Source organism: Variovorax sp. PBL-H6 (genome assembly GCF_901827155.1).
Lineage (GTDB): Bacteria > Pseudomonadota > Gammaproteobacteria > Burkholderiales > Burkholderiaceae_C > Variovorax.
Map to the genome: position 1 here is coordinate 389587 of NZ_LR594660.1, position 13739 is coordinate 403325.

The window sequence follows — 13739 nt, forward strand, 5'->3', positions numbered from 1 at the left end:
TAGCTAACGAAGGGTGATGCCGGCCTCGTGCTTCATGTACTCCACCTTGAAGACGTTCCGAGACTCCTTTCCACTGGGCCAAGTGGCGTGATAGCGGTATGTGCCTATCAATAGCGCGGAAGGCTGGACGAGGATACTCCAGCCTGCACATTTGTCAGGGTTCCAAGGGTCGGCGTTCCGCGCCCTGCAGACCTGCCAATCAAAGTCACTGATGAGGCGAATGCTTGCGCCCGGCGGGTCCGAGGTAACCTGGTAATCTGAACCTCCCGCAGCTAGGCAGCCGTAATGAAATGCATAGATAGGAAGCTCGCGTTGCTCTCCGGGAGGAAGCGAAGTTAGATACCCCGCCCAGCGCAAAGCAAAAGTCCTCTCGAGCGCCAGCCATTGCCTCCGCGCAAATCGGCGGTCGTCACTCGTATACAGTATTGTCAGGCCCGCATCGGTATGCAACGTTGGTTGCTGCTGCAGGCGGCGCTCGATGTTCTCGAGCACTAATGCCTCCAGGGCGGTTAGCACAGGCTCGAAGACATTCTCAGGAAACCTGGCACTGCGGACCACTTCGCGCCGCTCTGCGATGTCCAAGATGCTAACTTCGGTCCAGGTCCAAACGCCCGGATGGATTACGGAGAAGCAGTAGGGCTGTTGGTCCTTCAGCGCGCACTTCGCATAGCTTTCGACGGACAAGTACTCTTCGTCATCCCCGACCGCCGCTATCGTGGTCGCTCTAAGCGCTTGGTTGGGTCCGGGCAAAGGTTGACCCGCGTACTCGCACACGGACTGTGAATGAAACGGGAAGCTGCGAATGGGCCCCTGCGGCATAGCCGTGCGCTCGATAACACGGTAGAGCTTCACGGTGTCATCAGCCTCGGAACGGCCACCAACGTCTGCGAGAGACGGGAGGGGCAGAAGTGCCAAAACGAGCGTGCACGCCAGTGGCCCTCTGCTTCGGCATGAATCCATGGCACACCTCCGTCGATTGCGACGCGTGTAACGAGTAATTTTGAGCCGAGAACTCGGCGGTTGCAAGGCAGTAGCTCCCCGTTAAGCGCCGCGACACGTACTCCGCCGATTGTCCGCATACAAAAAATTGGCCCACCGTTTCCGGGGGGCCAATCAAATGAGGACAAGCTTGAGAGTAAGGCCTAAACCGTAGCGGCCGCAGCCTTTTCAGCCATGGGCAGGGGCAGCACCTCGAGCACCTCGCGCCAGAGCTGCGACCATTGCGGCCAGGCATGGCCCCCTGGTGTCGTGAACACACGGCCTTCCGGCAGCGCGTCCGCGAGCACCCGATGGTTGCTTGCAAAGCGGTCGTCCAAGCCGTAGCCGAGATACACCGGAGGCAGGCCGCTGGAAGCGTCTGCTTGGGTGTAGCGCTTGAGCAATGGCCACAGCTTGCGGTCGACTTCCTGGTCCGGCGGAGGCCCTTCGGGCACTTGCCAGCTCCGCAGGCCACCGGCGGCTTGGATTGCCGCGGCGATAGGGCGCCGGCCGAGGTACGGGGCAATCGTGACGATGCCGTCGACCGCGCCCGGGTAGGCCAGTTCATGAATCAGCGCGCCAAAGCCTCCGATGGAGACACCGACGAGCCAGATGGACTTGTAGCCTGCCTCGCGCTGCGGCCGGATGACGTCCAGATGCAGCCTCTCGACGAAGCTCTGGTCGTAGTAGAACGCGACGTTGGCGTCCACCAGGAGGGCATCGACCGCGAGGTTCCGCTCCTTGACAGCAGCGATGATGCCTTGGCGTTCGAACTCCTCCGGCTGGAGGAACGCGCCCGGCAGGAAGACGAGAAGCGTGTCGGAAAGCGTGGTCGCACCTTTGGCAAGCGCTGTGTGCGCGAACCTGCACTGGAGGGTGTGGGTCATGGGAGTCCTTGGATGCGCCTGCGGGTGCTGGCGCCTGAGGTTGAACAAGAGGTCTTCTTCCTGTAGCGAGTGCCCCCGCTCGGCTCCGGTGGCGCTCGACCTCGCCTCCCAGGAACGCTAAGATTTCGCACCACGACCAGGAGATATGGCATGACGCTGGACGAATACTCGGAAGCCGCGAAGAAAATCTATGCGGAGCAGCAGGACATCGCCCAAGCGATGTCGCAGCTCGCGCTTTCGGCCAAGGCGATGCCGCCCAACCCTGAGTTTTTGGAGCTGATGACGCGGCAATGGGGGCTTGTGCAGCAAATAGCCTCCCTGAATACACAGCTGGCCATGGGCGTGATGGCCCCCAAAAAGTAGCGGGTCGCTGACCGCCGGTGACCGGCGCCACAGTCGTTCGGGGCGCGTCCGTGCTCTACGGTCCAGCTTGGCGGCAGCTCCGGTGACCGTCATGCGCGAAAATGCGGACATGAAACTTCTGGCGCTTCCAACATGCTGCCGCGGCGGCGATAGGCCCGTGTGATGAGCCGGGCGTCCGACAAGCCTTCTACGACATGGGCACCCAGCACCGCCACGGTTGGCGGCAAACCCACCTGGACCCTGGCACGCGACAGTGCGCAGGACCTCCCGCTGATGCTGCAATGTTGCGAAGCTGAACTGCGCAACATGGCAGACCATGGCGTGGTCGCCGCCCCGTTCTACTTCGAGCGGGTGGCGATTCTCTTGCGCAAAGCCAAGCGCTACAAAGAAGAGGTCGAGATGTGCGAGCGGTACGCAGGCGCGATTGAGCAGTACTACCAAGAAACTTCTTCTTTGGAGCAAGCTGACGTCCGGCAGAGTCCCTGGTACCGCGAATTGCCGGCGCGCTTGGCCAAGGCGCGCGCGTTACTTTCGACCAGCGGCTAGCGGCCGCTCCCTACTCGCGGGCTCGGGCCCGCCCCACCAATCACCGCACATGTGCTGGCCGAACGGATAAGAAAAGACCGCCTCGGGACGGTCTTTTCGCCCTGGGCGCAGCGCCAACTGAACAGCGCGCTCGAAGGGAAGTTTTTCTCCTCGTATAGGCACCGAGGAGACGGCTGCTGCTAGCCAGGGCCTGGGGGTCGCGAAGCCGGCGGCTCCCGCCATCTCTTGGCGCGGTCGCGTCAGCCCGCGAAGTTGAGCTTGAGCGTCGGTCCGCGGGGCACCTGCAGACGGCGCGCCGGCGGAACCAGGCTGAACGCTGCGCCGCTGGGCATGTTCAGCAGCCCCTGCGCATCCAGCTCCAGGAGCGGCGCTTCCAGTTCGGGGTACGGGTACACGACCTGACCAGTCTTCAGCAGCCGCAGCGTCGCCAACGCGGCCGCACTCAGGCGCCCGAGCTCAGGGTTGTACAGCGTGGGGTTCTGCCTGCGCGCCTCGCGCCAGGCGACCACCTCCGACCACTCCCGCTCGCGCCGGGCAAATCCCTCAGCATCAAAGCGCCAGCCTCCGGGCTCGATACCAACCGGCTCTCCCTCCGATGCCGCCACCGGCTGGGCGAGCTCCTTCAACAGTAGAGGCATGGTGGGACGGAGTTCAGGCTGCCCCTTTGGGCCCTGAGGTGCTCCGCTCCACACCAGGACCTCATCCCCCTGCTCAGGCCGGAGAAACCAGCGCCATGGGGATTCATGCAGCGCCAAATGCAGCGTTGCGCCTTTTCGGAAGGCGTCGAGCAGGGCGAAATCGTGTGCCGTCCGGAACCCCTCCCAGGGGTCTCGGCGCTGATAGGAGCAATGAATGTCGACAAGGTATGGCATGGTCCCCTCGGAAAGTCGGAGCAATGCCACGTGTAGTTCTGGCGAGAAAACCACACAGCTCCGCCGAGGCTGCGACCAAGCGGACCCCTGGTTACGCTGGACGCAACCTTTTATACGGCCGTTGCTACACGGGGTTTCAGCCTCCGAAAGACAACCGTGTCCCCCGCCCTATCCGAAGAAGCTCAAAGCCGAATCTCCCGGGAACTCGAGGCGCTCGTGCGCCGCTACCATGCGGCCGGCATCGCGCCAGCTGCCCTTAAAGCGGAGCTGCGCAGCCAGGTGGAAGCCTTGAACGAGCGGGCGCCCGGTACCAGCCCTGAAGGGCTCGAAAAACTACTTCGTGAGGCCCGACGACTGCACGATGCCGGAGATGAGGCGGCTCATCGAGACGCCGCAGCGGCCTGGCTCGAGGCCGCGCATCAGGCCCGCGTCGGTTGCGTGCTGCGCTTCGACTGCTTCCTTGTTCCCAAGCAGATGCTTCTGGACGCCTTTCGCATCATGTGGCGCCCGGGCTCGGATTTGTCGGCAGCGCAGCTGTGCTTCGCCGGTCCGACGGATGGCCACGTCTCGCGCCGTGACGTCAAGGAATTCTTCCTGGAGCTCGATGACCGGTTCCAGGTCGTGAAGCCTGGCTACAAGCTGCAGGTGCTGTTCCCGAAGCGGTTCGACCAGGCCGGGCGGCCCATCCCTCTCCAGAAGGCGCGTTAAGCGGCGTGGCCGGTCCGGTTGCTACAGAAGGCAGGCCGCTGCTCCGCGCAGCACTCGCTTAACGAAGGAAACACCATGCCTGATACCACCCCCTGCCGCGGCGCCGGCGCCCCACTCGACCTCGAAGCTCTCGAGAACCTAGCCAACGCTGCCACCAAAGGGCCCTGGAAGGTCCGCAGCTCCCCGGGACTTCCGAGCTTTGTCTCGGCACCGCGCGAGAACCCGCGTCACGGCTACGACATCGAGGTGCTCGGTGAGGACGAGACGCAGTACTCGACCCGGGATGCCGACGTCGCTTACATCGCCGCTGCACAGCCGCAGGTCGTGCTCGAGCTCATCCGTCAGCTGCGCGACGCGCGCCGCCTGCACGACATGCTCTAGCCCTTAGCCCGAGCTGATTCTCGCCCCTAAAGAACCTGTTCTTTGGGGGCTTCTCTTTGCGCTGGCTGCCGGGACTGCGCTATTGGCATGGAAACGTTTGTTCAAGACCGCGGAGTAGCTCAAACTCGGCGTGCAATTTCGTCATATCCGTGGATTTGCCGATTGCGCGATTCTCCGCTGTAACCTTTGCCAAGCGCGCGTCGAGAATTTGCGTGAAATTCTGTGCGTTCATCGATAGCGTCTCTGGCTGGCAGTACAGCGGTCGCACCTTGTTGTAGGTGTTTGTCTCGTTTGCCCAGCCAAAGCCGGTTCCAACACCAGATATGTAGAGCAGCATCGCTGGCTTGTCGCGAGCCGATTGCATCGCCGCCTGGTACTCGCTAGCCAAGACCTCTGCGGTTGCGGATATCGAAAGCGCTGCACCGAGCACGGCGACGGCCACGGCCCGATAGGCCATCATTCTTTTCATACGTCCAAAGTCCTTGTAAGCAGGGCGGCGCTTGGAAAAATGTCCAGATGCTCTTGTATCACGCAAAAACCAGTGATTCCCGATGCCTGTGCGTGCCGCGCACGACAGAAGTCCCAAGTCGTGACTTTCTCGCGTGGAGTCGAACAGCTAGGCACTAGCGTCGGTCACCTGGTCTGGACGCGGTGACTACAAGATTTACCCAAAGGACAACCACCAAAGGAAACCGCCATGCGGACTGTTCAGCAACTCATCGACGCCGGCTTCACGCTCTCTCCCGCAGAGGACGCCATCGGCTGTTCGGAGCTGTTTTCGCCGAAGCCGTTCTTCTACTACAACCCGAAATCTTTGGAGAGCATCAACGACATCTACTCGGGCCTCGAGACTGCCAAGCCGACCGAGTACGGTCACCGCTTAGTGCTCGCAGGCAGGTACAGCCCTTCGGACGTATTCCCGTTTAACGTTCTCGACGAGGAACGCCGCGAGTTGTTGGATGAGGCCTACCAGCGCTACTGGACCCACACGAACGATGCCGCCCGAGCAAAGGACGACTTCTCCGATGTCCTGCGAACGGACGAACCTTATAAGTTTTGACCATTCCCGAAAAGCGCCAGCTCATCTGGCGCTTTTTTCTTGGTCGGGCCGCAGCGCCCCTCTCGATGCCGACGGGCTCGGCCTGGCGCCCGGCGCCAGCCGGTGCGGGCCAGCCTTAACCGGCACAAGAGTGGCTGCTAGCGGTTAAAAGGCGGGATAAGGGGCATAGAAATGCCTGTTAACCCGCGGCCGGCATTTGGCAGCGGCCTGGCCATTGTCGTTTCCCTAGACAACGCAGGACAACAACCCTCAGAGGAACAAATGGCTACTCAAACCCAAACGGTTTTCAAGACCCAGGTGCTTCAGGCCCGTCGCGAGGTGAACTACCGCGATGTTGCCCACGGCATCGTGGTCTACAAGGACCATCGCATCTGCGCGGCCCAGCCGCCGGCGGACCCGTCGTTCAAGGCAGGCTTTGAGTTCAACACCACTACGGAAGGCTTCGCGCGCGAGGCGAACCTGCTTGACCATCTCAACACCGGTGCACCGCTCAAGGATTTGTCGTCAGTCTGCTTTGTGGACGATGAAGTCCTGCGAGCAGGCGCGGTGAAGGGCTTCTCCGGCATGCTGGAAGCACTGCAGAAGACGGCGCGGCTCACGAAGCCCTACTCGTGCTTTGTGTCGGGCGACGCCAACTCCAGGCACCTCGTGCGCATCGAAATGGGGAGCCACCAGGTGTTCACAATGGACGGTCTCCCGCGACCGATGGGGATTCACTTCGACTACATCGTTGGCATGATGGACAACCGGTCCTACGACCTCGAGCTCGCGCTGCACCTGCTTGAGGCCAATCCTCGGGTGCACTTCGAGACCGACCGGTCCGGTCGCAAGCTTCAGAACATTCCGTCGTACAACGCTGAAGACGGCCGGACGCAATGCTTGGAGTTCATCTTCGAGCCGACGGTCGAAGAGGCGGTGCGGATTCGGGACTGGCACCTCGCGCGCGACACGAAGCGCGCGGCCGGCGAAGAGCACGAGGCAATCTTTGTCCTTGACCTGCTCGGACTGCGCAAGGCAGGAGCGGCGCGATTCGACACGTACGCCGGCGTATACGACTGAGGAACTGCAGCGATGAGCTTGACCGCACGGGACAAGGCAATTCGAGGTGCAGGGCGCCGTCGCTTCATCGCGGAAGTAGTGACCGCTAGGCGAGATGAAGGCGGAGTGCTCGACAAGACCACCAACCGTCGCCTTGCAAAAGCGTTGAAGAACGAAGCGAAGTTCGCTCGACAAGCGCGACGCTAGCCGTCGCAGCGTCATTCCAAGACCGCACCAGCTCACGCTCGGTGCGGTCTTTCATTTCTCAGGCCGGTCAGAAAATATGGGAGTGTCCGCCGAGGACATGCTGGGCGTTCCGCGACCTGAACGTGGGCCGCTCCCTCGACGAGGTGCTTCGCATCCTGGACGGCGCACCAGGGGGCTTCGGCCAATTATCAGATTTCAGATAATCTTGAGTAATTCCCGGCGGCGCCCTCCCCACCGGTGACCTCCCCTCTTTTGGCGCATGGTTGGGAAGCGAAGTGCTTTAGGGCGAGGCGTGGCTAAAGAGGGTCGATAGACGGTGGCCGACTCCCCTTGAGGCCACCATGGAAATCCAAACCCTGACGCAAGTCCAAACGCTCGACTCCCATCGCACGCTGCAATACTGCCGGGTGGCCCCGGGCTTCTTCGCGTTCCGCGACGAGTTCAACTGCGCCGGCGTGCCCCAGTTGTCTGCGGGGCTGGCCCCGCACATCCCTGCCAAGAGCGCTGCCGAAGGCGTCGCACGGCTAGAGGACATCCGCGCTCACCTGGAACATGGCGCAGCCCTTGTAGCCATGGAGAACGTGTTCTTCCTGGATGCCGACAAGCAGGCTGCGGCAGGTCGCGAAGGGTTCGAAGCCCTGGGTGACAGCGAGCCGCATCGTGCACTCACGCCATTCACGAGCGTCACGCAGGGTGAGTGCGACGCGGACCACCTGTGCGTGGTCGACCCGGACGCCAAAATGCTCTTCACGCTCGCCGGCGAGGTCATCCAGACGGGCGTCAGGTTCGGTGACCCCGCCTCCATGATGACAACCGAGTTCTTTGACCTGGAGCTCGGCCTGGAAGTGCTGAAGCGCAACCCGCGCGTCCACTTCCACCCGCAAGGCGGTGGCGAGCCCCGGGTGCAATGCTTCTCGAGGGCCAACAGCTACCCGGCCCACTACGTGCTGCACTTCGTGTTCGAGCCGACCTTCGCCCAGGCCAACCGGATGTGGGCCTGGCACAAGGCCAAGGCAACACCCGGAGCGGCCTACTCGCCGCAAGAGGCGGCCCTTGCGCTGGATGTGCTGGGCCTGCGCGTTGCCGGCGCGGAGCGTGCAGAAGTCGACGCCTGAACGGCTTTGTTTGGCTTCGGCAGCAGGCGCCGGCGCGTATGCCCCGGCTAAAATCGTGCCCTCCCCTACCGCGCGCCTATAAGGATTTGCGATGAACGCCAAAGGCCCTGAAACAGGCCGCCTAGACCGTCAGCCCATAGTTTCAAAAATTGACCGGAACCCTGCTGGCGGCGTCCCGGCCCCCGAGGACAACGCGCTCAACCTGGCCGCCCAGGCTTGGCTTCAAAGCTTGCCATTCGGCGTACGACCGCGCCACATCCAAGTGCGGTTCCCGCGCATCGCGAACACGTTGTCCCTGCGCTGGAACAGCGAAAAGCTGATTCGCGAATGCTTCAAGGCATTGCTCAACCCGCAGCGGGCTTTCCGGATTCCCTTCCCTCCTCTCATCGAAGAGGAGCTGCGCGCGTTGGCCGAGTACCGCGGCCTCAAAGAGCCGCCGACCGTCAGCTTCGACGAGTTCCTGGAGGCAGAGTCCGAGACTGCTGCGCTCGCTGCGGCCTAGGTTCGTTGGTTCATCCGTTTGCGCCTGAGTACGAAAGTAGTCGGAGTGGGCGGCCGCCTCCGAAAAAGAGCCCAGGTGCGTTGGTCGAGGCCCACAACGCGCCCTTTGGCGGTGTTCACGCGCGCCGGACGCCGCTAAGCTGACGCGACCGACAGCTAAGCCGGAGGGGCGCATTTGGCAGCAAAACCAGGGGTTCGTGATGGTGAGAGCACGCGGGAAGCCGTTTTGGAGGCTCTGCGTAGGGCGACTGGGCCAATAGACGGCTACGGCATCGCCAAGGCCGCAAGGGTGAGCCCGCTCCAGGCCGGCAGGGCCTTGGAAAAGCTGGCTGCGGACGGACTTGCGGTCAAGGAAGACGAGCTCGATGGTCTGAGCGACCCCTCGGCCTCCTTCAGGCCCGTGGCCTAGAGCGACGCGGCAAGCTTGGCGGTTGCGCCGGCGAGCCTTGGGAACAGGAACTCGATGAGCCGGACCGTGGCCAGCTCTGGCTTGGGGTCCACGATGCGCTCTGCCTCGCGGGCGCGGTGTTCAGCGGCCTTGGTTTCCCAGGCGGCGTAGTTCCGAGCTTTGCGCAGTTGAGGCACCAGGCCGTAGACGCGTAGCGCCTCCCCCACGTACTCGAGGTACGGCATGACACGCGTGCGGTCACTGCGAGGGAGCGTCTCGTGCAGGACCTGGATGAGGCTGCTGAACTTGTAGCCGACCGGACGCCCCGCCTGGAAGGAGTAGAGAACCTTGAGGACGGTCTCTGGCAGCAGATGCGGGTACGCCGGCAGTTTCAGGTCCGCCTCCTCGAAGCGAAACCCGAGTTCTTCCCACTCCTCGCCTGGCACTTTTCCGTCCCCTATAGCGCGCAGCCACGTGTCTCGGAAGCGCTCACGAAGGGCCTCAGCCTCATCGGTGTCGTACCACCACGGTTGTTCGACCGGTGCGATATAGGGGTTGGGCCCTGCTGCATGCTCGGCCGCGCGCAGCTTCTCCCGCGCGCCCTCGAAGTCGAAGTAGAAGGCCGTCTGCGAGGCGAGGTCGAGCGTCAACTCGTCGAAGCTCACGAGCTTGCGCTGGAGGTCGGAGACGGCGGAGCTGTCGGTCGCGGAAAGCGGATACCGCCAGACGCAATCGAGCATGAACTTGCCATGCTTTTTAGACGCTTCGACTGTTTCGGCAGTAACGACTAGGGCGTTCTGATTGTTGTTGAAGTAGATGTCGTCTTGGGTCATCTTGCGGATGCCTTCGTCGAAGTTTGCGAACACCCAGACAAGCAGCGCGCCTTCCTTACGGTAGAACAACCGGCGCCCGACGATGACGTCCAGGTAGGTTGATGACAACTGGACCTCAAACGCAACGCGCATGCCTTTGTGCTCCGCTCGAACGTCAGGGCGACGCATCTCCCCCGTGAGCTTTCCCTTCCAGGACGACTCAACCTCAGTGTTCGTGAATGCCGGGTCGACTTCGGTGCACTGCGCTATCCACTGCTTCATCTGGTGATGCAGCTCACTTTCCTTGGCACCGTTGTAGCGGATGGCGTCTATTTCGTCACGCGTAAGGTGAGCGCCGGTGTCGATGGGGCAGCCCCCAAGCTCGTGCACATGCCGAAAGTAGAACTGCTTCTGCTTGTCCATGCAATTGAGCTGGACCCCTACCCCACAGAGGGGGCAGGTGTACAGCGGGCGACCTTCGAACTGACGCTCCTTGAGCGTGCTGCGAAGAACGACGGCTGCGTCGTAGTCAGCGCCAATCGCCTGATTGGCTGAGAGAACGCGGCCCGACACCATGTCCAGGACCTCGGCAATCTTCGGCTTGCGAACTGCGAACGACATCTGCTGCTTCCCAATTTTGGCGACAGGAAAAGTCTACGCGCAGAGCGGCCGCGGCCACCGGAGTGTTTCTTACGAGGCGAGCTTGAGCGCCGGCGCGCGGCAAGCTGAGGACTTGCGCCTTCGTCTTGAGTCGTAGTAGAGGGCAACGAGCACTGCCCTCCCGGCACGGCGGGCGGGGATGCCATAGGCAAAAGAAAGCCCCGCTCGACGAGGGCGGGGCGTGGGAATCAGGGGCACGTTGCAACAGGCGGGTCTGTCGGCTTGGCTGGCGGGATGACTGTCATCGCTACGCCGAGGGCGGCGAGCCGGTCGCCGATGCGGTCGAATCTGAGCGTCGAACGTACAGTTGTGCGCTTTGTGCCGCCCTCCTCGAGCAGTTGGAGAATGCGGCATGCCGCGGGTGAGCTGCAACCGGCGGCGCGGAGCACGTCGAGGAAGGCCTTGCGGGCAGTCGGAGCGCCGACGAACTCCAGCCCTACTCCATCATGCGGGTCATACGGCCAGTCGGCCGTGAAATGTCTGCCGAACCTTGGTCGGTGCATTGGCGTCCTTCGGGAAAGTGGTTCTTTCCACGTGTAGCGACAACACCCCACCACGTTTCCTGAAAAACATTTCCAACGTCCCTCGGGAATTCCCAAGGTATACCCTGCGCCTCCTGGCGGGCAAGCGCGATGGAATCGGGACCGAATGGGCCGCTTGCTGGCGATTTCATGCCAGGCGCCGATGGCGTCGTGGCCTCAGCCCCGCCATCGCACTGCTGTTGCGCCGCTACCTGGTAGTGCAGCAGCGGAGACCGGTCGCGCGGGAGAGCGCAGCTGACGACCTGGTCATTCGGCACCTTTCGGCGCGCAAGGCGATGCGCCCGGCACGGCCCTCGGAGGCCCGCCCCGAATGGGTTTTGCGGGCGCCGTGTGGATAATCACCAAAACAAGAGGGGCATCATGAACGTTGGCGAGCAGCTGGTTTCCTCGTACCTTCGGTACATCAGAAAGTGCGATTTCATCCAGACGAACTTGTACACGGTCGACGTGCAGGGTGAGATTGACGTCGTGGGCATCAATCTCAAGGAGCGAAAGGTGTACGTGTGCGAGGTTGCTGTTCACCTCACGACTGGCCTCCAGTATGTCAAGGACAAGCGACCAAACAATGTCAACAAGCTCGTTGAGAAGTTCTCCCGCGACATCGCTTACGCTCGGAAGTACCTGGGGGAGTACGAGCACCACTTCATGCTCTGGAGCCCAATTGTCAAGGACAGCCAAGGGGACCCCCGATACAACCAGTTAGGACACTTGACCGAAGTAAAGAGGCAGATTTTCGAAGCTAGGCAGGTCGAGTTGGAGTGCGTGGTGAACGACGCGTTCTACTCAGCAATGCGGGAATTGAGAGAGTACGCAAGCCGGCAGTCGTCGGAGCTCCAATGCCCGCTCATGCGACTGCTGCAAATCGAAGAATTGCTCGCACGCCATGTGAGCAAGGGCGTTCGAGCGCCAACCGCGGGTGGCGCAGAGGTGCTTGCCGGACTTCCTGTCAAGCCCGACTGTCGAGGCCACCGGCACCGCTCATTGACATCCTCCCCGCCCTAAAGGACGGGGATTCCCACTGCTGGACGGCCATGCCCGGCCGCGGCACCCAGCCCTGAAGGGCCTGGTACCTTATTCACTGCGGCCGCACTCTTCGTCGAGCGCGAATCCGCAGCGGAAAACGTGTTCTCCAACCACACCAGCCCACGCGCAAGGATGTTGCGCGCCGCGTTCACATCGCGGTCGTGGGACGTGCCGCAACACGGACAGGTCCATTGCCGTACGGCGAGCCCAGCTCGACCCTTGGGGCCGGCTCGCGTGCCGCAGACGTTGCACTCCTGAGTGGAGAAGGATTCGTCGACCTCCGCGAACCAAGCACTTGCGTCATCGCACTTGTACTTGAGCATGGTTCGGTAGCTGCTCCAGCCCGCGTCGAGCACCGATTTCGCCATTCGGGTCTTCGCGAGGGAAGCGGCATTGACGTTGCCGACGAAGACCGCCGCATGGCTGTATGCCTGAACGGTGGACAGCTTGTGCAGGAAATCCTTCCTGCGATTGGCGACCTTGGCGTGCAGCGCACGCACCCGGTGCGCCTTGCCAGCGCGCTGCGCGGTGGCAATCTTCGACTCGAGGTCGCGATAGAAGCGCTGGGCGTCCACCGAGGTCCCCGCAGAGTCGGTCATATGGCTCTTGAGCCCCAGGTCGGCACCAATGGCCCCTTTGAGGCCCTTGGGCGACGGCTTGGCCTTCGGCTGCACCTTGACCGTGACGTTCAGGAACCAGCGTCCGCGCACGTCCTCGCTGATGCTGCCCGCGCCGAGCTCGCGGTCGGCGAGACCGTAGCTGTCCCAAAGGCTCAGAAGATGGCCCTGGAAAGCCACCTGCCCGCCCTTGTAGCGCAGCGAGCGAGCCTTGAATGGAATCCACCCCAGGCTCCGGTTCGCGCGCTTAGGGTCGGAGACGCGCCAGCGCAGGCGCGCCTTCTTGAACTGCCGCCGGCGCGTGGCGAACTCCTCGGCAACCTGCTGGAACACCGCAGAGCCCACGAGCAGGCCCGCTTTGCTTGCGCCGTTGAGGTACTTCTGAAAGTCGAACCCGCTCATGAAGCGGCCCTCGCGGCGCAGCACCTGCTGGCCGAGGTCGTTGCAGTAGTTCCAGACCTGGTTCACGTCGCGCGCCATCGCGCGCAGCACGGCCGCGTGCTTGTCCTTCAGCCGAAGCCGAAGGACACGCGTCGAGAGCGGGGGGCAACTGGGAAGGGACACCGAGGCGTTGTTGTTTCAACTGTTGTTTCATCCAGTGTATCGCTGCATTTTAGATAGAGCAATGCCTTCGGCTGCAAACAACCCGCGATTCACTCCCCGCCCTAAAGGATGGGCTTCTCTCGCGTTGGCTTCTGGTGAAGCTGACGAACGCGCAAGTTGGCCCTGCGCAGCTTGGTCTGACGACGTTTGCAGCCTTCTTCGGATACGGCTACCTCCTGGTGCTAGTTTGCTGGCGGTTTCGGCACTTCATCGAGTAGTCCGCGCGCGGATTTCGTTCGGGGTCAGCCCCAGCATCCGGCCAAAGTAGATGTCGCCGTAGAGCCCGGGCAGCGCATCGACGAAAGGTTTCGGAAGTTCGAGGTATGCTGCCCTGGCTTGGACACGCTGAAACGCCTGGCCGTTGCTGCTTGGCACCCCTGGTCTCGCCTCTTGGCAACATCGGCCAGCAACACAGCTTGCTTGCCGCAAGATTCCAGC

The 13739-nt window shown here is 62.5% G+C and carries 15 protein-coding genes; 9 read left to right on the forward strand and 6 right to left on the reverse strand.

Annotated features, from left to right (window positions below; translation table 11 throughout):
- Nucleotides 1-3 precede the first annotated feature (3 nt).
- Nucleotides 4-852, reverse strand: coding sequence for a hypothetical protein (locus tag G3W89_RS30255; protein ID WP_162570899.1), 849 nt, complete (start codon nt 850-852; stop codon nt 4-6).
- A 290-nt stretch (nt 853-1142) separates the two neighbouring features.
- On the reverse strand, nt 1143-1865 hold the full coding sequence (locus G3W89_RS30260; protein ID WP_232076901.1) for an alpha/beta fold hydrolase: 723 nt from the start codon (nt 1863-1865) through the stop codon (nt 1143-1145).
- Between the two features lie 150 nt (nt 1866-2015).
- Between G3W89_RS30260 and G3W89_RS30265 the strand changes: the two genes are divergently transcribed.
- Together G3W89_RS30265 and G3W89_RS30270 are read left to right on the forward strand one after the other, a co-directional pair.
- Nucleotides 2016-2228 carry a hypothetical protein gene (locus G3W89_RS30265; protein ID WP_068674170.1) on the forward strand — a complete coding sequence of 71 codons (213 nt, stop codon included), beginning with the start codon at nt 2016-2018 and terminating at the stop codon, nt 2226-2228.
- Between the two features lie 162 nt (nt 2229-2390).
- Nucleotides 2391-2774, forward strand: a complete 384-nt coding sequence (locus G3W89_RS30270; RefSeq protein ID WP_162570898.1) for a hypothetical protein — start codon at nt 2391-2393, stop codon at nt 2772-2774.
- A gap of 239 nt (nt 2775-3013) precedes the next feature.
- Here G3W89_RS30270 and G3W89_RS30275 read toward each other — a convergent pair whose 3' ends face one another.
- Nucleotides 3014-3412 (reverse strand): hypothetical protein, encoded by a 399-nt coding sequence (locus G3W89_RS30275; RefSeq protein WP_162577725.1) that lies wholly within the window; start codon nt 3410-3412, stop codon nt 3014-3016.
- A gap of 450 nt (nt 3413-3862) precedes the next feature.
- On the opposite strand from G3W89_RS30275, the gene G3W89_RS30280 reads away from it, so the two are divergent.
- The gene (locus tag G3W89_RS30280) at nt 3863-4354 is read left to right on the forward strand and encodes a hypothetical protein (protein WP_162577726.1); all 492 of its coding nucleotides are present in this window, start codon (nt 3863-3865) and stop codon (nt 4352-4354) included.
- Between the two features lie 75 nt (nt 4355-4429).
- Nucleotides 4430-4735, forward strand: a complete 306-nt coding sequence (locus G3W89_RS30285) for a hypothetical protein (protein ID WP_162570895.1) — start codon at nt 4430-4432, stop codon at nt 4733-4735.
- 79 nt (nt 4736-4814) lie between these two features.
- Here the strand turns inward: G3W89_RS30285 and G3W89_RS30290 are convergent, their stop codons facing one another.
- On the reverse strand, nt 4815-5204 hold the full coding sequence (locus G3W89_RS30290) for a hypothetical protein (protein WP_068674180.1): 390 nt from the start codon (nt 5202-5204) through the stop codon (nt 4815-4817).
- A gap of 228 nt (nt 5205-5432) precedes the next feature.
- On the opposite strand from G3W89_RS30290, the gene G3W89_RS30295 reads away from it, so the two are divergent.
- From G3W89_RS30295 to G3W89_RS30310, 4 genes are all read left to right on the forward strand, one after another.
- The gene (locus G3W89_RS30295; RefSeq protein ID WP_162570894.1) at nt 5433-5795 is read left to right on the forward strand and encodes a hypothetical protein; all 363 of its coding nucleotides are present in this window, start codon (nt 5433-5435) and stop codon (nt 5793-5795) included.
- Between the two features lie 171 nt (nt 5796-5966).
- Nucleotides 5967-6854, forward strand: coding sequence for a hypothetical protein (locus G3W89_RS30300; protein ID WP_162577727.1), 888 nt, complete (start codon nt 5967-5969; stop codon nt 6852-6854).
- A 527-nt stretch (nt 6855-7381) separates the two neighbouring features.
- Nucleotides 7382-8155, forward strand: coding sequence for a hypothetical protein (locus G3W89_RS30305; RefSeq protein ID WP_162570892.1), 774 nt, complete (start codon nt 7382-7384; stop codon nt 8153-8155).
- 91 nt (nt 8156-8246) lie between these two features.
- Nucleotides 8247-8657, forward strand: a complete 411-nt coding sequence (locus G3W89_RS30310; protein ID WP_068674188.1) for a hypothetical protein — start codon at nt 8247-8249, stop codon at nt 8655-8657.
- Between the two features lie 404 nt (nt 8658-9061).
- On the opposite strand, the gene G3W89_RS30315 is transcribed toward G3W89_RS30310, so the two are convergent.
- A complete protein-coding gene (locus tag G3W89_RS30315) occupies nt 9062-10432 on the reverse strand; it encodes a DUF6035 family protein (protein ID WP_162577728.1) in 1371 nt (456 codons plus the stop codon).
- Between the two features lie 986 nt (nt 10433-11418).
- Here G3W89_RS30315 and G3W89_RS30320 point away from each other — a divergent pair.
- Complete coding sequence (locus G3W89_RS30320; protein WP_068674195.1) at nt 11419-12060, forward strand: hypothetical protein; 642 nt, start codon at nt 11419-11421, stop codon at nt 12058-12060.
- Here G3W89_RS30320 and G3W89_RS30325 read toward each other — a convergent pair.
- On the reverse strand, nt 12057-13262 hold the full coding sequence (locus G3W89_RS30325; protein WP_241520350.1) for an RNA-guided endonuclease InsQ/TnpB family protein: 1206 nt from the start codon (nt 13260-13262) through the stop codon (nt 12057-12059). The two genes, G3W89_RS30320 and G3W89_RS30325, sit on opposite strands and share 4 nt — an antisense overlap.
- Between the last annotated feature and the right edge of the window lie 477 nt (nt 13263-13739).